We start from the raw sequence: 17,749 nt of genomic DNA, 5'->3' as shown, positions 1-17,749 counted from the left end.
GCGTGATCCCGGTCCGCCTCGACATCACCGATCCCGCCCAGGTGGCCGCGGCAGCCGAGACGTGCTCCGACGGGACCTTGCTGGTCAACAACGCCGGCGTCCTTACCGACAGCCCCCTGCTGGCCGCACCCGCCCCGGACGCCGCCCGCGCGGAAATGGAGGCCAACCACTTCGGGCACGCTCGCCATGTGCCGCGCCTTCGCCCCGCTGCTCACAGGCAACTCGCCTGGCGCCCTCGTCACCGTGCTGTCCACCGCGAGCTGCTTCACCAACCCCGCGATGGGCTCCTACAGCGCTTCCAAGGCCGCCGCCTGGGCCCTGACCAACGGAATCCGCAGCGAACTCCACAACACCGGCGTCCTCGTCGCCGGCGCCCACTGCGGCCACCCTCGACACGGACATGGCCGCCCACCTCACTCGCCCCAAGAACACCCCGGAAGCGATCGCCGAGCACACTTTCACCGCCGTCGAGGCCGGCCGGACGGAGTCCTCGCCGACGAACGCACCCGACAGGCCAAGGCAGCCCTCGGACTCACTCCCGCCACAAACCCCTTCCCCCCGGCGCCCGTCACACTGCCTCGCAACGGCGTGTCCCCTGCCGCGGACCCTCTGAGAGGAGAGACGGAACGACTTTCCCGACACCAGCCACCTCGCAGGGCAAGAAGCAACAAGACGTCCTCGGCCGGTAAGCAGAAACCCCACATGACCAGGCCATTTCCGTCGGTACAGCCCCCTGGCTTCCGCCTTCACGAAATCGCTGACAAAGCCCTGAAAATCCCCAGCCGGTGCCCGGGGAGGGGACAGACCTGCTCGCTGAGATTCCCCACCCCAGGTCGCTGACCTGCGCTCGGGCGCCACAGAAGAGGGGCCGGCCGATAGCCGAGAAGGTTCGGGCCGCGAAGTTCGACACCGAAACCGGCGGCTTGGAAGTCACCCCTGACGCCCTGGCCTGCGCTACCAAGCTGCGCTGTGGCAGGCCCGGCAGCCCACACGAAGGTACCCGGCACGACCGTCCCATCCCTGCACGCCCTGGCGCCCACACCCGTGAGGGCCGCCCCCACGGCCGCCGCCCCGGCCCGCAGCCGACCGTGCCCGCCACACCCGTACGACGAGCCCCGCCGGACGGATACCACCACGCCCTCGAAACCCAGCGTGTCACCGTGCTGCGGAACGGATCTGCCGCTCAAGTCTGATTACGGGCATCAACTCGCCTATTTCTGGGGCGGTTCAATCCCTACAGTGAGTCCAGCAACCATCCGTTCTTCGGGGGCTCGAGCGATGGACAGCGATACGAGAGCGACTCCGGAGCCGCCATCGGACCCGGACTCAGCACGGCCCCCGGCCCCGGACGCGCAGCCTCCGGAACCCGAGCCCGCTGATCCGGAGCCCACCCGGCAGCCACCACGACTGCGTCGTTTACGAGCCCTCAGCATCGCGGACAAGATCGGGCTCGCGAGTCTGGCGCTCGCCGTCCTTGTCAGCATCGGCGTTCCCCTCGGGAACTACGCACGCAACGCCTGGTCCGGAGACAGCGAACTGACCGTGAGCGTTGCCCCCTTGAACGACCTCTGCAGCAGCAGCTGGACGCTCAGCAAAGGGAACGAGGCCATCAAGACGAGCCTCTCGGACGCCACACAGCAGCAGTTCACCCAATGGAGCCGGGAGGGCCGCCTCGTGCGCCTGGATCAGGCGGTCGCCGCGATATCGCTGTACGGGGCGGGCAACCACGCCGTACAGATCCGGAACATGTTCTTCACAGTCACCCGCCGGGCCGCACCGCTGCGCGGTGAGAGGCTGGCGCCCCCGATCGGATGTGGCGGCGGCAGTCCCTCGCCCGCCGCCATCGCCGTGAACCTGGACGCGATCGCCGTGGGACGCACCGTGTCGCTCAACACCTTGAGGGCCAGCCCACGTCAGAAGGCCGCCCAGGCCACCGCAGACCAGTACGGCGTCCCGCTCGTCCTCCCGCGCACCCTGACCAACGACGACTACTACACGTTCTACGTCATCGGCCTCACCCAGCACTACGACTGCTCCTGGAAGGCCACCCTCGTCTGGTGGGACGGCGGCAAGCAGCACCAAACCACGGTCGACGACAACGGCGCTGACTTCCGTATGACGGCCAGGGCCCGGTGACCGCCTCCTCGTCCCTCGTCCAGCCTGGGACCCCCGAGAACCCCAGGAATCGACTGCCGCCCCTCCTGCTGCCGGCAGGTGGAGCCGTCGTCCTTGTCCACGCTTGCGGGATGCTGCCCGCCCAGATCAACTGGGCGCGTTCGCTGCTCTCGCTCAACGGAGTCTTCCTCGCTGTTCCCGACGCGCTGCGCCTGATCACCGTTTCGCCCGTGTGGCTTTACGGCGGTAAGACCGGTGCCGCCGCGCTCGGCCGCGAGGCGTTGTGGCTGACGCTCTTCCTGATCCTGTTGTGCACGGGCGCGGCCGCACTGCTGCGCAGGCTGAGCACGCCGCGCACGGTTCCCTTGGTGAGTGTGTTCGTCCTGCCCCTGCTGGCGCCGGCAGCCCATCTGATCACTCTGCTGCTGATGAAGACCCCGCAGCTCATGTCCTACGGCACACAAGGCGACGCCCTCGCCGAGACGATCGAGCAGGCTCACAAGGGAACCCAGCACGCCCTGCTGCTCGGGGTGGCCGCCGGTGTCACCGCGGCGGTCACGGGACGGCTGGCGGTCCAGGGCCCCGGCAGGCCCGAGGTATCCCGGCATCGATTTCTCCTCGGCACGGCGGCCATGGCGCGAGGTCCCGCGGGATCGCTGCGGCGCAGAATCGGCATGGCGATGACGAGCGGGCTGGTTTGCTGCCTGCTGCTCACCCTGCTGGACTCGCAACTGGTGCGGGACGGCGCCCAGCACGTGGCCGTCCCCTGGTGCGCCGGGGCCCGATTCCGTTCGCACTGCACCGGCGAAATCGCCGACGCCGTCCTTGGGGGCCTGCCCCAGCGGAGCAACGCCGCGGGGAGCAGGCCTTGGAACCTCTACTCCCTGATTCGCCTCTATGCCTACGGCCTCTGCTTCCTTGCGGCAGCGATGGTCGCCTACCTGCTGCGCACCCTGCCCGGGCTGCGGGCCCGTCACAGCTCACTGCCCCTGTTGTTCCTGCGCACCTGGGCCGCGTACTTCGCGGGGGCCACCTGCTACGGCACCATCGTCGGAGCCGCGATCACTCTCCGGGCCACACCCCGGGGCATCAGCGCGCACGGGCTGGCAGCCACAGAATCCCTCGTCCTCACCAACTTCGTGTATTCGGGCGGCCTTCATCACGCCCTTTTGGCCGCCCCCGCAGCCGCGGCTCTGGCCACGCTTGCCGCGGTCCTGATCCGCCACACGGTTCCACGCCGGGCCCAGCACACGCCAACGGCGTCCTCCGGCTGAGACTCTCCCGACCGGCGTGCCAAACACCACAGCAGGTCAGCCACCGCAACCAGAGCACCATGGGGCACCTGACCTGCGGACGGGCAACAATTGGGGCCATGACTGGTGACTGGCGGATGGATCGGATCGGGGCTGCTCTGCGCGGTGAGAACCCGACCGTGCTGCGGCGGCTCGAGTCGGGGTTCGCAGTGATCGGCGACGTTCAGTTCCTGCCGGGCTACTCGGTTCTCCTCGTGGACGAGCCGGGTGTACAGCGGCTGTCTGACCTGCCGAGGGCGAGGCGACTGTCGTTTCTGTCCGACATGGAACGGCTCGGAGAAGCCGTTGAGCGCGTCTGCCGGCGCCTGGACCCCGACTTCCGCCGGGTCAACCTGGAGATTCCGGGGAACACCGATCCGTTCCTTCATGCCCATGTCTGGCCGCGGTTCGAGTGGGAGCCGGCCGAGCTGGTGGGCAAGCCTGTGTGGCTGTATCCGGGTGACCGGTGGAGTGACGAGGGGTTCAGGCTGGGTCCGCAGCATGACGTGCTGCGGGACGGGATCGGGAGCGAACTGGATCGGTTGCGTTCGATGGGCTGACGCGTGAGCCCGCCGCGCGTCAGGTCGGCGGGCCCCGTGATCAGTGACACGGCCACACCCACAGTGACCCCGTTGAGGGACAATCCGGTTCCGGGGTGGGGCCCGTCTGAAGAGGGGGTGTGCGCCAAGTGCTCCGGCACGTGCAAGCGCTACGGAAGTGGTGCGAACCCGCTGTACCGGGACTGCCCCCGCGGAGGCCGCGAAGGGGTGGGGGTCCGTCGTCAAGCAGAAAAGTCATAGCGCCTCATGGGCGGACCCGCCCGGTGGGCGGGCCCCTCTGCCGGAGCTCGTCAGCGGCCGGCGCCTTCCGGCCACACGATGCGCACAGGCACGCCGGCCCGCTCGGCGTACGCGACTACATCCGCTGTACCACCGACGCCCCAGAACTTCGTCAAAGTTCCTTCCTGCCCTCTTTGTTCGCATCTCTCTCTCGCGAAACCGGGCTCCTGCTGTTCAGCTCCGGGGCGTCCAATCGTTCGCGAGGAGGCCGAGGACGGCTTCGTCTGCGTAGGCGCCGTACACCCAGGCCGAGCGCCGCAGTGTTCCCTCGCGTGTGAACCCGACCCTGGTTGCCGCCGCGAGCATCGGGGTGTTGCCGGTGAGGGTCTCGATCTGCAGGCGCTGTAGGCCGCGTACGGCGAATCCGTACCCGCACAGCGCGTGCAGGACATCGACGCTGAGCCCGCGGCCGCGGAATGCGGGGCGCAGGGCGATCCCGATGTGAGCCGTCCGGTTGTGTGTGTCGATGCCCCAGAGCAGGGCCTCACCCGCCAGCTCCTGCGACTCCAGCTCGACAATGGAGAAGCACGCCGCCTCGTCCGACGGTCCGGTCACAGCGAAGGGTGAGTGACCCGAACCTGATGGGACGGGCCGCCACGGACGAGAGTCGGCGCGTGACCGTGTGGCCACATCGTCGTACAGCTCGGAGTGGAGAACTGGGACGTCGCTCTCATGCCGGGCACGCAGCCCGGTCCTTTCACCACGTATCACAGGGCATTGCTATACGAGGGGCACCGGCCGATCAACCACGTTTCCCCGCCCGGTCCGTACAGGCAGCAGTCAGAAGAGCCCGAGGAGCATGAGCGGCCGCAGAAGACCGCAGGCGTTTCGGCGCAGGCCGGCGGCGATATCGGTGACACCGGCGATCTTCAGGACGCCGATGGCCAGATTGCCCCAGGCCGCCGTAGCGCGTTGCCGGTTCGCACCTGGCAGGCGTCCTCAGGCGGGCCCAGACTCCAGCCTCGGTCCAGTCCCGCAGCCGCCTCCAGCAGGTGACCCCGGAGCAGCCGATCCGCTCGGCCGGGACGTCCGCCCACGAAACGCCCTTGCGCAGGACATACACCATCCCGGCCAGCGCAGTACGGTCGTTGACTGGCTTCCGTCCGGGAAACCGGTGCCGCCGCCGTGGCCGGGACGGGATCAGCGGGGCTATCCGCTCCCACAAGTCGTCAGGCACAAGATCACTGTTCACGCCGGAAGCGTGCCAGAACAAAGCAGTTGAGGAGGGAGAATCAGCCCGGCACACTCGCGCGATGAGCGACAGAACACCATCGGGCAGCGGGGACGGACCCTGGTACCGCGTCCACACAGAGCAGTTCGAGGCCGCGTTCCTGCCAAATGCCGGTGAGGACTTGGAGTCCGTGGACAACGTCGACGTCTTCGTGGACCTCAACGACGGTTCCCGGTGGAGCGCGACGATCATCACCGTCGCCCAGGCCGAGGTCCTTATGAAGCGATGGGCCGTCAGCGGGGAGGCCCTCTCCGGCCGCTACTTCTGGCGCTCGGACGGGCTCATCGTCCGCGATGCCGGCATCAGCAACATGACCCCAGTCCTCACCGGACTGATCGAGAACGGCGAGTTCACACAGATCCTTCAGCGCCTTGAGGACTGACAGCCCCTCGGCTTGCCCCTCTCATTCTGAAACGATCAGTTAGTCTGCGCTGCTCAGCAGATGGGGGATGGGCAGCTCGATGCCGAGGGGCTGAGCGCTGCTCTCACTCAAGTGGTCTCCGGGGTGTCCGAGGGGGCGGTCCACTTTGATCATCAACTCTCTCGGCATCGGTGTGACGCCAGCGGGCGGAATCCTCTGGTCTCTCATCGACTTCGTCTGGCAGGGGCGGCAGGACTCGAACCTGCGGCATCCGGTTTTGGAGACCGGCGCTCTGGCCAGCTGAGCTACGCCCCTTCGGTGGGAGTCAGCATGGCATGACCGTCCAGCTCTTCTCCAGGGGATTTCTGCTCTGGCGCCGCAAGACCCTGGCGGTGGCCTCGTACTTCAGGCGTGCGGCGACGATCTCGCCATGGTCGGCCACCTCGGGACGGATCGGCTCTGCTGACCGTGCGCAGGGCGAGTCGCGCAGCGCCCTCGGGCTCCTCGGCCCTCTTCTGCGGGTGCGTGCGTGCGGGGAGCGCCGATGGGTGGCGGAAGGTGTGTCAGAGCTTTGCCCTAGGCTTCACTCTCCGGCCACGGGGCCGGCTCGGGCCGCTCACGCCGGCCATTGTCTTGGGGGGTCAACTTCCGTGCGTATTGACAGACTTGCGGCTGCCGTCACGACGGCAGCCCTCTTCAGCTCCGTGCTGCTTTCCGCCGGTCCTGCGGCCGCGGACACCAGCGTGCCGATCAATGTCAGCGACGTCCGCGACACCGTTGTCGACGGTGCGCGCCAGCATCTGTACATCAGCGGCGACAGCGTCATCTTTGTCGTCGACTACACCGGCAAGGTGATCCAGACACTCACCGGCCTGCCGGGGGTGTCCGACCTGCAGTTGAGCCCGGACGGCGACACGCTGTACGCGGCGGTCACCGACGCCGACAAGATCGTCGCCTTCGACACCGCGACGCTCACCCAGACCGCCGAATACCCGACCGGCGCCAAAACGGCGCCGCGCCATCTCGCCCTGACGCAGGGCCGGATCTGGTTCGGCTACGGCGACCAGTGGGATTCCGGGCTCGGCGAGGTCGACCTGAGCGCGACCCCGGCGACCGTGACCCTCGACCTTGCCGGCGCGCACGACTTCGCCAGCCCGCCGCTGCTGTACACCGACCCGGCCACTCCGGACACCCTGGTCGCCCTGGACGGCGGGATCAGCAACGGGCCGATTGTCGTCTACGACGTCTCCTCCGCCACCCCGACGATCCGCGTCACCGCCAACGAGGGCGGCTTCTATTCAGACGCCGCGCTCACCCCCGGCGCCCAGTCGATCGTGGTGGTCGGGCAGGGGTCCCGGGCGGTCACCGAATACCGGCTTTCCGACCTGGCGAAGGTGCGCGAGTACCCGGTCGCGGACGAGACGGAGACCGTCACCGTCGCTCCGGACGGCACCATCGCGGCGACCACGCTGGACACCGAGGACACCGGCGACACCTACGTCTTTTCCGGAGGCGCCGACGCCCCGCCGAGCGTCCGCAACCTCTCGCACGACTGGATGCCCTGGGGCGGGCATTCCACCGCCTGGTCCGCGGACGGCAGCAAGCTGTTCGTGCTGACCGGCAGAGCCGGCTCCATGGAGTTCCACACGGTGACCGAACCCCGCAAGTACGTCACCACGCTCGCCGTCAACGCCCCCGCCACCGCCCCGCGTGCCAAGACACTCACCGTCAAGGGCACCCTCACCGCCGGCCTCGTGCCGCCGGCCGGGACACCGGTGAACATTGTGCGCACCGACCTGCTCTCCCCCGCGGGCAAATCCCTGGGGGCCGCGAAGCTGGGCGCCAACGGCACGTTCTCCTTCACCGACGTGCCCCCGGCCGGCGGCACGGTCCGCTACACCGTCACCTATCCCGGAGACGCCGACCACACCCCGGCGACCGCCTCGGACACCGTCGCCGTCTCCCGCGCCACACCCGCGCTGACGCTCAGCAACAACAAGAAGATCTACGACTACGGCAAGAACGTCGTCTTCACCGCCCACCTCGGCACCACCTACACCAACCGCACGGTGGAGATCTGGGCCGACCCCTACGGCCCCGACAAGCCCAACAAGCTGATCAAGAGCGGCAAGGCGGATGCGCACGGCAACCTGACGGCGACCGTGAACATGTCCCGCGACACCGCGGTGACCGCCGTCTTCAAGGGCGACGCCCGCTACAGCCCGCGGACCGTCAAATCCAGCGCGTACGCGCACGTGAAGACCGCGAGCTCACTGTCCCACTACTACCGCACCGGCACCATCGGCTCGACCCGCTACCGCTACTACCACAAGAACACCGACGCGATCCTGACCACCACCATGACCTATTACAGGGGCCGCAAGGAACGCCTGGACCTGCAGGTCTACTCGGGCGGCAAGTGGTACACGACCGACTCCGAGTACTTCGCCCTCGGCACCAACGGCACGTGCATCGTCAACCTCGGCCACCCCGGCACCGCGGGCGTCCGCGCCCGGGTCCGCGCCTCGTACCTCGACCCCGCCTCCGGCGACAGCGTGAACACCACCACCTACGGCGCCTGGCAGTACTTCTACTTCACCAGCTGACCCGGCACCGCTGAAGGGCGGCGGCGCGGACACCCGCCCGCCGCCCTTTTCATGCCCGACCCGTCGCCGACACCGGCTTGCTGCCGCACCTGGAAGTGTTGACGCTGGCGAAGGATTCGACATCGGCGACTGGCCTGCACGTGCGTACGGGCTGGCCGCAGGTGCCTGCGCCACGTACGGTCGTCATTCGCCGGAACCCGCATCGCTGACATGGCCTGCTAGAACAGGTGTACTACAGGGGCGTACTCGAGATTGGCTTCCGGCTCTGCTGGTCTTGCACTCCGACGCAGTAGCCAGTTGCAGACCCTTCACGATCAGAGGATGCGCAGGACACCGACAACCTTGCCGAGGATGCGTGCGTCATCGCCAGGGATCGCGTCGTTCTCTGGGGGTTCCCTGGCCGTGGCGTGACGTCGTGCACGGCCCCCTCGTTGGGGGTGCTGCGACGGTTCTCGGGGGGTGTGGCTCTATGGCTGGTCGTGCAGATCGAGTTATGGAGTAGAGGTAGAAGTGCGTGCATTCCCTGTGGTGCTCCCATCGGGCACCCGGTACTGGACTGTCATGGACGACGACCTGGGTGTCGTCGCGGAGCCGGATCGCTTCCTGCAGGAACTCCGCTTGGCGCGTGGGCGAGCGGAGACGACGACGAAGGCGTACGCGGAGGGCATCTGTCTGTTTCTGCTCTGGTGCCTGCTCACCCGGCGTGACTGGCGAACCGCGGCCCGGGACATGGGGCTGTTCATGATCTGGCTGAAGTGGACGCCAGGCAGGGGCGGTTCGCGTCAGGTCGTGGTGCCGGGTCCGGGATCAAAGCCGGTACGGGGTGAAATCCGGATCAACAAGGTGCTCACCGCGGTGCGGATGTTCTTCCTGCACGCGGTGGCGAACAAGGCGGCCCCGGCCTGGGTGTTGGAACAGCTCTATGAGATCGGTGACGACCTGGACCTGCCCGCGGCTGCCCGAGCGGAGAACGGAGGGATGCGTTATCGGATGCGGGCCCGGCACCGGGTCCAGGAACCGGAGACGGACATCGACCGGGCCAGCGACGAGGAGGTCGTGGCGATGTTCCTGGCCTGTCGCTCCGCTCGTGACCGGCTGACGCTGTTTCTGCTCACCCGGGTCGGTCTGCGGCCGGGGCAGGTCGCCGGCCTACACCGCAACGATCCTCACCTGATGATGGACTCCCGGGCCCTGGGTTGCTCGGTCGAGGGGGCCCACGTTCACGTCACGCGACGGCAGAACGAGAACGGTGCCTGGTCGAAGTCCAAGAAGTCGTGGGCCATGCCGGTGGACCACCTGGTGGTGATGGCATTCGATCAGTACGCCCTGGAACGGCACGAGGTGCTGGGCTCGGGCGGCAGTGACTTTCTGCTCGTCAATCTCTTCCGCCCTCCCTATGGCTCGCCGATCACCACGGATGCGATCGGTGAGCTGTGCGAATCCCTGTCTCGGCGAGCGAGGCTGGGCCGGGTGGTCACGCCGCGCATGGGCCGGCATGCGATGCCCAGCAACGTGGCCGATGCCGGCGGCAGCCTGGACGAGGTGCAGGCCCTCTTGGGTCAAAAGAACCCGGAGTCGGCCCGCCCCTACCTGCACCCCAAGCTGTCGAGGCTCCGGGACGCGGTCGAGCGGGTTCCCTCTCCCCGTGAGTTCCTGGAGGGGGACCGGTGACCACTGCGGTGATCGCGTTGCCGGAACCGGAACCGGCGCCCGAAGAAGCTCTGATGAGGGAGGTGACGGAGGAGTTTCTCCGGCTCATCGCCTGGGATTCCTCCGTGCGAACCATCGCCTTCCCCCGCTTCCACCAGCTGCTCGGCGGTCGGATCTGTCCCGTCGAGGGCTGCGACAAGATGTCCTACACGTCTCGCGAGCGGGCCCTTTGCCGGGGCTGCGAGAAGAGGATGAAGGAGTCCGGGCAGTCCATCGAGGAGTTCGTGGCCACGGCCAAGCACAACTGGCGGTCGATCGGCACCCGCCCCTGCCTGGTTCCCGAATGCGCCCGGCCCCGCAGAACGATTCGCCAGGCTCTCTGTGAGGCGCACTGCTACCAGCAGCAGAAGATCCACCGCGTGACGATCGAGGAGTTCCTCCGGCTGCCTGGCCTGCAGCCGTTCGAGCGCCTCGGGCCCTGCGCGGTGACCGCCTGCTACCGGGACCGCGGCAACGGCGAGTACTGCCCACCACACCGCCAGACACGCAACATCTTGCGCCGCACCGGCCGACTGGAGGACGAGGAACTCTGGCAGCGGACCGCGCCGGCGGTGGTCGAGCACGGCGTCGTCAGCCTGCGCGGCTTGCCCGACCATGTGGTCGCGGAAGTCCTCTACTGTCTGCAGGACCGCAACGCCAAGGGCATCAAGCAGAAGGACCAGGAACTTCGCCCGTTCGTCGATGCCGTCCGCACTCAGCAGCTCGCCTCGATCAAGGACATCGACCTCGGCGCGATGAAGTCCACGGGCAAACAGTTGGCACTCGGCTTTCTCAAGCACCTCGCCCGCTTCGGCTTGTCTCCCGAGACCGAACGACACAAGGACACCTGGGACGGCGCCGCCTTCGGGCTGAGCAAAGGCTTCCTCCACTTCGGGGGTATCTCTCAGCAGTGGCTGCGCAAGGCCACCCAGCAGTGGGCGATCGACGATCTTCCCCGTCGGCGCGGAAGGAACCCCCTTCCCCCTATCCAGCGTCAGATCAACTCCATCGCCATGCTCTCCAAGAGCCTCCGCCTGAACCGCGACGACGACGGTCACGACCCGGGCCCCCTGGGCAGGGACGACATCGTCCTATTCCTCAACCGCCTCCTCTTCCTCCAGCTTCAAGGCGAGATCTCGGCCCTGCACCGGCACTGGGACGCGCGCGACGTCCGGCGCGTGCTCACCCGCATGAGGACCTTGGGCCTGGCCCAGCCCGGGCATCCCCTACACGGCCTCCGGGACGACTTCGCCCTCCGCCAGGAGGACGTGCCCGAGTACGACGAGGACGACGACGCCGGCCGCGACCTCCCGGTCGAGGTGATGCGCCAGCTCTGCCAGCACCTGGACAGCCTCGACCCCGACGGCCACCAGCTCCATCGCACAGCGACCGCACTTCTCATCGACACCGGCCGCCGTCCCGACGAAATCTGCTCACTGCCCCTGGAGTGCCTGGAACGGGACGGAGACGGCAACTCGGAGCTGATCTATGACAACCACAAATCCCTGCGCAAGGGCCGCCGTCTTCCGATCGCCGAAGCGACCGCCGCCTTGATCATCGCCCAGCAGGAACGGGCTCTTGCGCGGTTCCCCAACACCCCACGCAAGCAGCTCGTCCTTCTGCCCTCGCCGGTTGCCAACCCCGACGGCGCCAAAGCCATCAACAGCGAGTCGGTCAGTGACGTCCACCGCGCCTGGGTCGCCTCCCTGCCGCAGATCTTGGTCCCCGTTGTCGTGGAGGAGGACGGCAAGCGGGTCAGGAAGATGCTGCCCTTCGACAAATCGAAGATCTACCTCTACGCCTACCGGCACACCTACGCCCAGCGCCACGCGGACAAGAACGTCGCGCCTGACGTGCTCCGAGTCTTGATGGATCACCGGCGGCTCGACACGACTCAGCGGTACTACCGGGTCAGCGACAAGCGCCGTCGAGAGGCCGTCAACAGGGTCACCGCCATGCAGTTCGACCGGAAGGGCAACCGGATCTGGCGCCAGGCCGAGACTCTACTGGAATCCGAGCACGCCCGCCGGGGCGTCGGCGAAGTACAGGTCCCCTACGGGCTCTGCACCGAGCCGAGCAACGTCTCCGCCGGCGGGGAGGACTGCGCCGTCCGGTTCCGCTGTGTCGGCTGCGAGCACTTCCGCACCGACGTGTCCTACCTCCCCGACCTGGAGGCATACCTTGCGGATCTCCTCCGCGGCCGGGAACGGCTGGCGGCCTTCGCCGCTGACTCCTGGGCAAAGGCCGAGGCCATGCCGTCCGACGAGGAAATCACGCGCGTTCGCCGCCTAATCAAACGCGTCAAGGAGCGACTCGAGGAACTCACCGAGGAAGACAGGATGCAGATCGAGGAGGCCGTCACCGTGGTTCGCCGCAGTCGGCGAGTCACCGCACTCGGCATGCCCCGAGTGCGACCGGAACTTCCCGACTACCGCGGAGGAGGGGCAGCCGAATGACGTCCATGATCGAGGGAAAGAAAGCCGACTCAGCCCGACGTCGCGAACGGGTCCTCAAGGCCCTGGATACAGCCGTCAAGAACGGCAGCGACATCACGGTCTCCGGACTCGCCAGAGCCGCCCGCGTCGACCGGACCTTCCTCTATCGCCACCGCGACCTGCTCGAACGCGTCCATGTCGCCGCCAACACTCCAGTCGCGGAGGGCAGACTGGCGGCGGTTAGCGAGGTCTCGCTCCAGACCGACCTCGCCAACGCTCTGGAGCGCAACAAGCGGCTTGCCGCACGAGTCCTGCAGTTGGAGAAGCGGCTGTCGGCCGAGCTCGGCGAGCGCGTCTGGGCCGCGTCCGGCCTCGGGGCGCCCACGGACATCGATGACCTCCAGCGGCGCGTCACCCTGCTGGAGCAAGAACTCGTTGACACCCGAGGCGAGCTGGAGGAACGAGCGGAGGAACTGGAAGCCGCACGGGCAGCGAACCGGGAGCTCACCCGGGCTCTGAACCAGCCCCATCCAGACTGCCCCCCTCGCTGAGCACAAGACCGCAGGCGGCTCGAACAGGTGGTTGAGCACCCTTCTCCGTACTTCCCCTCTGCGCGGACGGTAGGGAAGTACGGACCGGCGTCTTGCCGCCGGAGCCCAGGCCAGCCTTGGGTCGACGACGTGTGCCTGCCGCATGGTCAATTTTTGGATCAGACGGGCTTCCAGGCACGGAAGCGAATGAGACGGATGGTCGAGCATCCGCCCTGGAGACCGTCGTTCGCCGCCCATGAGATGAAGGCCCTCAAAGCAGGGCAGGGGCGAGAGTCGCATTTCGCACCTAACCTGCACGAATACTCTCTCAGAAGGCGCTTTCGCTCTTTTCATAATGATCCGGACGCGACCGCAGATGAAACGCGCAGGCTAGGGCGTTGCTGCGGCGGGCGGGAACTGTCCGTAGCCACGGCCGAACGGCGATGTGGTGTCGGCGAGATCGAGTGCGTAGACGAAGCCGAGGCCCTGGTAGAGGCCCAGAACTGTATCGAATTCCCTGGGCACGACTCGCATCAGGGCGTTGACGCCACGGTCCCGGTCCGCCGGTTTCACCCAGGTACTCGCGCCGAGCGGGGCTGCCAGCACTCGGCGTCGGGGGAACGTGGTGCCCGCCCCGAGGGCGGAACCCAGTTGGCCAGGGTATGCCTCGTGGTTCAGAGCGATCAGCTTCTGTTTCACCCAGCTCAGGGGCTTGACGATGGTGGTGGGAATCCCACTCGCGGGGTTCAAGCCGAAGAACGCCGCCCAGAAAGCTCGGTCTTCCTCACCGAGGCTGCCGCGTACGTTGGCGCGAATGGTGATGGCGGGGTCGGCTGGCATCTTTGTGCCCGGACGCTTGGCGGCTTTCGCCTTGGCCTGGGCAAGCTGCGCGGCGACCTGCTCGACGAACTCCTTGACGAAGTGATCACCGAGGCAGCCCCAGACCACGGCGGTCGTGTCCTCGCTCCAAGCACTGTTGAACCCCGAGCGCGTCCGCGGATTCGTGGCGATGAAGCTGTCCCGGTCGGCGTCGCTACGGAATGGGTCTGGTACCGAAACCCGCGGGATGTTGGCCGTGGTGAAGTCCTGATGGGCACGCGCATCGATGTCCAGCAGCCCGCGACCGGGGTCGTGCGGCGCGGGCGACCAGGTGTTGAGCAGGATCGGGCCGTCCTCATCGGCGTGCGCGAACAGGTGCAGGCCGCGCAGGGTGCCCGGCCGGGTCAATCCGATCCGGCAGATGTAGTTGTAGACGTCCTGCATGCCTAGGCGCGGTCCGCCGACGGGCCGGTAAGAATCGTCGAGGGCGACCCGGTTCGGCGGGATCGCCGAACCAGGCAGGTAGGCCACGTGGGTGGCTTCGCGGTCCTTGGTCGTGAAGGGGCTGACGGGACGCTCGTACCGGCGCCGTCCGGGCCTGTTGTCGGTGATGCGCCACCATTCGGCGGCGGTCGGTGGCTCCAGGGTCTGCACCCGTTTCCAGGCCTTCCCGTCGGCGGACGTCTCCTGCGTGCCGCGTGCGATGTCGAACACCGTGACGGTCGTGTCCGGGGTGCGGAACTCCTGGGCGGCCCAGTTGCGCGCAATCTGGATCCAGATGCTCGGGCTGAACGTGCGCAGAACCCATGTGTCGCCGGCGGCGGGCTCGTACTTGGCGTATTCGGCCCCGCTGACGATCACCACCTCGGTAGCGGGCACCTGTCAGACCTCTTCGCCAGTCTTGGGACCGCCCCCGGACTCACGACTGACACCCGGTCGGTAGGCAGCACCCCCAGCCACGGGCTGCCGATCCGGCCTCACAGCTGCTGGCCCGTCTTCGGGTCGTAACTCACAGGCACCGCGACGATCTGGTCCGTTGGCAGCACCTCGACCCACTGGTCGAAGATCTGGTACGGCTGGGCGGGCTGGAAGCCGCCGGCGAGCGGATCGAAACCGGTTTCGAAGACCTTCTCCTGGGCGACCGTCCTGGTCGGGTCCGTGTTGGTGACCGCCAGCTTCTGGGCGAGCAGCTTCAGCACCTCGCCGACCGACTTGTTCTGGTACTCCGGCGGGTCGGTGCTCGGGTTGAAGGGGTATGGACGTCCCAGCGCGGCATGTCCCTCGATGGTGCTGTCCAGCCACTGGATCGCCTGGAGTTCGTGACCGGGCCGCACGGGGAACACCGCTTTGACCCAGGCCGCGTTGAGGAACTCGTTGCGCCGCGGGTCGCCGTCGATCTGGATGCGCCAGCCCAGTGAGCTACCCACGGGGGCGGGGAGGGTCTCCTCGGTGATCAGGTAGTTCAGTCGCCACTCGGGGTGCGCGTCGCACAGGTCGGCCGCTGCCGCCGCCTCGGAAGATGGTTGCGGCTGCCGTTCCGGGTCCGGGCTCTTCCCGGTCCGGGTGTACCAACCGCTCACCGTCTCACCGGCGATCTGGTCCACCCAGCAGGTACCGGGCTCCGGAAGCTGCGGGACCCACGGAGGCCTCGGCACCGGGTTCCGGCTGATCGAGTTCCCGCTGATGTCGCCGGGGTCCGGGTGCGGCTTCCAGTAGTCCGGCGCCACGAAGTAGAGCATCTCGTCGACGTCGAAGGTCTGGGCGAGCATCTCGGCGTTGAAGTGCGGGTCGTCGAAGAGTGGAGTGATCTTGTCGAGCAGTTGCCGGTAGACCCTGTGGCGTTCCTCGGTCCGCAGGTCGTCAGCCGAACGGGGCCGGACGGAACTGACCAGCTTCAGGCGCTCGCGTACGGCGTTGGCGTACGCCTCGCGCTGGATACGGCCGACCTGCTCCTCGTACGCATCCAGGTCCGCGAGGTACTGGGCCTGCGCGGGATCCTGCGCGGTCGCCGGGGGATTCCAGGTCAGAGTGAACGTCAGGTCGATGACGTTCATGTCACCGACGTTGAGGGACTTCGCGGTCACCCGGAACTGGCCCGCGGCGGCGTTCTCGACCTTGCACTCCTGCGCGACGAACTTGCACGGCTTCCCGCCTGACTGCGCGGACTTCACCGCTGCCATCGCCAGCGAGTAGCCCGGAGCCGGCGGCCCGGCGGTGAAGGGCGCCTCGGCGATGATGTGGTGCGCCCGGTCGTAGCTCATCAGGCCTTTGGGCTCGTCCGGTTGGAAGGGCGGGTCGTGCGGCGGGCCCTCCAGGAACACGAAGTCCGCGTTGTCCTCGTCGGGCCCGTCCTTGGTCCCCGGGTACTTCAGGATGGGGAACTGTCCGGTGAATTCGACGACCTTGGCCTGCGGCACGGGGGGCGGCTCCGGCTTCTTGATGCCGGTCACGTCAGGCGCGGTGACCACGTGGACGAGCTCGCCGAGTCCGAGGGAGGCACCGGGATCGTCCAGGTAGACCTGCCAGCACAGCCGCGAGCCGATGTGTTGGATCTGTACCCCCACTTTGCGCATCTTGCGCCGCAGCTCGTAGTTGACCAGGTTCGCGGTCGTGTTCTGGACGACGTAGCGGCGGCTCGATGTATCCGTGGTCTCGGTGACCGTCTTGAACGTGGTTTTGAAGTTCCGCTTGATCTGGCTGCTGACCTTCGCGCTCTGGGTGCGGGAGCGCTTGTGGGTCTCCTCAGAGGACTTGCTGACGGTACTGTCCGTGCTGAAGTTGGCACTGGCCTCGGCGTGGTAGATCGGCGCATTGACGCCGCCCGTGGCGCTGACGCCGAGTTTGGTGTTGTTGGCGTTTGACTCCTTCACGGCGTCGGCCACGTCGTCCTGGCTGCTGAGGGTCTCCTCGGTCTGGCGGGTGGTCTCCTCCGACAGTTCGGCGGTCTTCTCGACCAGGGTGCGGCGGGTGCTGGTCTCGACGAGCTCGACCGTGCCCCCGGGGCTGAGCCATAGGTGACCGGCGGGGGTGCCGAGGAAGCTGTCGAACTCGAAGAAGTACTGGCGGAACAGGTTCACCATCCCGATCGGCGACACCGAGCCCGCAACCGCCTGGGCCTGTTCGGCCAGGGCGGCGAAGGTGCCGTCGTCGAGGGTCGACGCGGCGTCACTGGAGAAGGCCTCCCGGCTGGGCACCGGTTGGCCGCCCCCGCGCTCGGCCGCCCGCATCGTGCTCAACGCCCCCAGCCAGCCGACCAACGGCTGGTAGACGCCAACCACCTCGCTGGCGTACGGCAGGGTGCCCCGGAAGTCGGACAGTGGCCGGCCGTTGAATACGGCCGGGCCCCTCCGCGGCGCCGGAAGCACCTGGACGTGGCTGGGCGACGAACCGAGCGTAGTGAAAGGCAGGGCGACCCACGCCTGCCCCGTGGGGGCCTTCACCAGGATGGCCTCGCAGGTCGCGTCCGTCGAGGGAGCGACGAACGCGATGACCGCGGAGCCCGCGGTCCCCACGGTGCGGCCCACGTACTGGCGGATGCCGTTCGGATCGTCCTCGACGAACGTTCCCGCCAGCGCCGCCACGGTCGGGTACTCACTCGGATCGCGCACATCGATGTCCGTCGGCAGCCCGAGGGCGATCCGCTGATCCTTCGGCAACTCGCCCGGGGTCCCGGACACCTGATAGGACCACACCTGGTACGCTACCGTGCCGGGAATCGCGTCCCGGCTCTTGAGAGTGACAGCGAGCGCCATACCAACTCCTCCGGGTACTCATGCCTGCCGGAAGACTGTTCCCTCGGCCCTCCACCTCCAGGCGCCTTGCGCGGCCACAC

The 17,749-nt window shown here is 67.7% G+C and carries 12 protein-coding genes, 1 tRNA gene and 1 pseudogene; 9 read left to right on the top strand and 5 right to left on the bottom strand.

All coding sequences use genetic code 11. The features are described 5' to 3' along the window. Positions 1–30: 30 nt before the first annotated feature. From ABZT17_RS09865 to ABZT17_RS09850, 4 genes are all read left to right on the top strand, one after another. Entirely contained in the window at positions 31–840 is an 810-nt protein-coding gene (locus ABZT17_RS09865) for an SDR family NAD(P)-dependent oxidoreductase (protein ID WP_356346213.1), read from the top strand. A gap of 717 nt (positions 841–1,557) precedes the next feature. After that, positions 1,558–2,136: a hypothetical protein gene (locus ABZT17_RS09860; protein WP_356346042.1), complete on the top strand. Its 579-nt coding sequence runs from the start codon at positions 1,558–1,560 to the stop codon at positions 2,134–2,136. 110 nt (positions 2,137–2,246) lie between these two features. Next, the gene (locus ABZT17_RS09855; protein ID WP_356346039.1) at positions 2,247–3,389 is read left to right on the top strand and encodes a hypothetical protein; all 1,143 of its coding nucleotides are present in this window, start codon (positions 2,247–2,249) and stop codon (positions 3,387–3,389) included. Between the two features lie 98 nt (positions 3,390–3,487). Next, a complete protein-coding gene (locus ABZT17_RS09850; protein WP_356346036.1) occupies positions 3,488–3,967 on the top strand; it encodes a diadenosine tetraphosphate hydrolase in 480 nt (159 codons plus the stop codon). A gap of 453 nt (positions 3,968–4,420) precedes the next feature. Here ABZT17_RS09850 and ABZT17_RS09845 read toward each other — a convergent pair whose 3' ends face one another. Together ABZT17_RS09845 and ABZT17_RS09840 are read right to left on the bottom strand one after the other, a co-directional pair. Beyond that, the gene (locus ABZT17_RS09845) at positions 4,421–4,957 is read right to left on the bottom strand and encodes a GNAT family protein (RefSeq protein WP_356346033.1); all 537 of its coding nucleotides are present in this window, start codon (positions 4,955–4,957) and stop codon (positions 4,421–4,423) included. A 229-nt stretch (positions 4,958–5,186) separates the two neighbouring features. After that, positions 5,187–5,438 (bottom strand): annotated as a pseudogene (locus tag ABZT17_RS09840) (transposase); the annotation flags it as partial. A gap of 61 nt (positions 5,439–5,499) precedes the next feature. Between ABZT17_RS09840 and ABZT17_RS09835 the strand changes: the two are divergent. Continuing rightward, positions 5,500–5,859 carry a hypothetical protein gene (locus ABZT17_RS09835; protein ID WP_356346030.1) on the top strand — a complete coding sequence of 120 codons (360 nt, stop codon included), beginning with the start codon at positions 5,500–5,502 and terminating at the stop codon, positions 5,857–5,859. 217 nt (positions 5,860–6,076) lie between these two features. On the opposite strand, the gene ABZT17_RS09830 is transcribed toward ABZT17_RS09835, so the two are convergent. Beyond that, positions 6,077–6,153: transfer RNA gene (locus ABZT17_RS09830), tRNA-Trp, on the bottom strand. Between the two features lie 335 nt (positions 6,154–6,488). On the opposite strand from ABZT17_RS09830, the gene ABZT17_RS09825 reads away from it, so the two are divergent. The 4 genes from ABZT17_RS09825 (at position 6,489) to ABZT17_RS09810 (ending at position 13,119) form a co-directional block, all read left to right on the top strand. Continuing rightward, a complete protein-coding gene (locus ABZT17_RS09825; protein WP_356346028.1) occupies positions 6,489–8,444 on the top strand; it encodes an Ig-like domain repeat protein in 1,956 nt (651 codons plus the stop codon). A gap of 561 nt (positions 8,445–9,005) precedes the next feature. After that, entirely contained in the window at positions 9,006–10,115 is a 1,110-nt protein-coding gene (locus ABZT17_RS09820) for a tyrosine-type recombinase/integrase (RefSeq protein ID WP_356346025.1), read from the top strand. A 53-nt stretch (positions 10,116–10,168) separates the two neighbouring features. Beyond that, positions 10,169–12,589, top strand: coding sequence for a site-specific integrase (locus ABZT17_RS09815; protein ID WP_356346022.1), 2,421 nt, complete (start codon positions 10,169–10,171; stop codon positions 12,587–12,589). Beyond that, positions 12,586–13,119 carry a DUF6262 family protein gene (locus tag ABZT17_RS09810; protein WP_356346019.1) on the top strand — a complete coding sequence of 178 codons (534 nt, stop codon included), beginning with the start codon at positions 12,586–12,588 and terminating at the stop codon, positions 13,117–13,119. The genes ABZT17_RS09815 and ABZT17_RS09810 overlap by 4 nt, the downstream gene beginning before the upstream one ends. Positions 13,120–13,488: 369 nt before the next feature. Here ABZT17_RS09810 and ABZT17_RS09805 read toward each other — a convergent pair whose 3' ends face one another. Next, the gene (locus ABZT17_RS09805; protein WP_356346016.1) at positions 13,489–14,796 is read right to left on the bottom strand and encodes a hypothetical protein; all 1,308 of its coding nucleotides are present in this window, start codon (positions 14,794–14,796) and stop codon (positions 13,489–13,491) included. Between the two features lie 98 nt (positions 14,797–14,894). Further along, entirely contained in the window at positions 14,895–17,669 is a 2,775-nt protein-coding gene (locus tag ABZT17_RS09800) for a hypothetical protein (protein ID WP_356346014.1), read from the bottom strand. Positions 17,670–17,749: the final 80 nt, after the last annotated feature.

The organism is Streptomyces sp. NPDC005648, from assembly GCF_040605395.1.
In the GTDB taxonomy this organism is placed as follows: Bacteria; Actinomycetota; Actinomycetes; order Streptomycetales; family Streptomycetaceae; genus Streptomyces.
Note: the sequence above shows the minus strand (reverse complement) of the source record. Positions and strands in the feature narration are given on the sequence as shown.

Bases quoted from the DNA above. Each gene is read 5' to 3' on its own strand.
- ABZT17_RS09855 (WP_356346039.1), top strand. From the start codon at position 2,247: ATGCTGCCCGCCCAGATCAACTGGGCGCGTTCGCTGCTCTCGCTCAAC.
- ABZT17_RS09850 (WP_356346036.1), top strand. From the start codon at position 3,488: ATGACTGGTGACTGGCGGATGGATCGGATCGGGGCTGCTCTGCGCGGT.
- ABZT17_RS09835 (WP_356346030.1), top strand. From the start codon at position 5,500: ATGAGCGACAGAACACCATCGGGCAGCGGGGACGGACCCTGGTACCGC.
- ABZT17_RS09820 (WP_356346025.1), top strand. From the start codon at position 9,006: ATGGACGACGACCTGGGTGTCGTCGCGGAGCCGGATCGCTTCCTGCAG.
- ABZT17_RS09815 (WP_356346022.1), top strand. From the start codon at position 10,169: ATGAGGGAGGTGACGGAGGAGTTTCTCCGGCTCATCGCCTGGGATTCC.
- ABZT17_RS09810 (WP_356346019.1), top strand. From the start codon at position 12,586: ATGACGTCCATGATCGAGGGAAAGAAAGCCGACTCAGCCCGACGTCGC.
- ABZT17_RS09800 (WP_356346014.1), bottom strand. From the start codon at position 17,669: ATGGCGCTCGCTGTCACTCTCAAGAGCCGGGACGCGATTCCCGGCACG.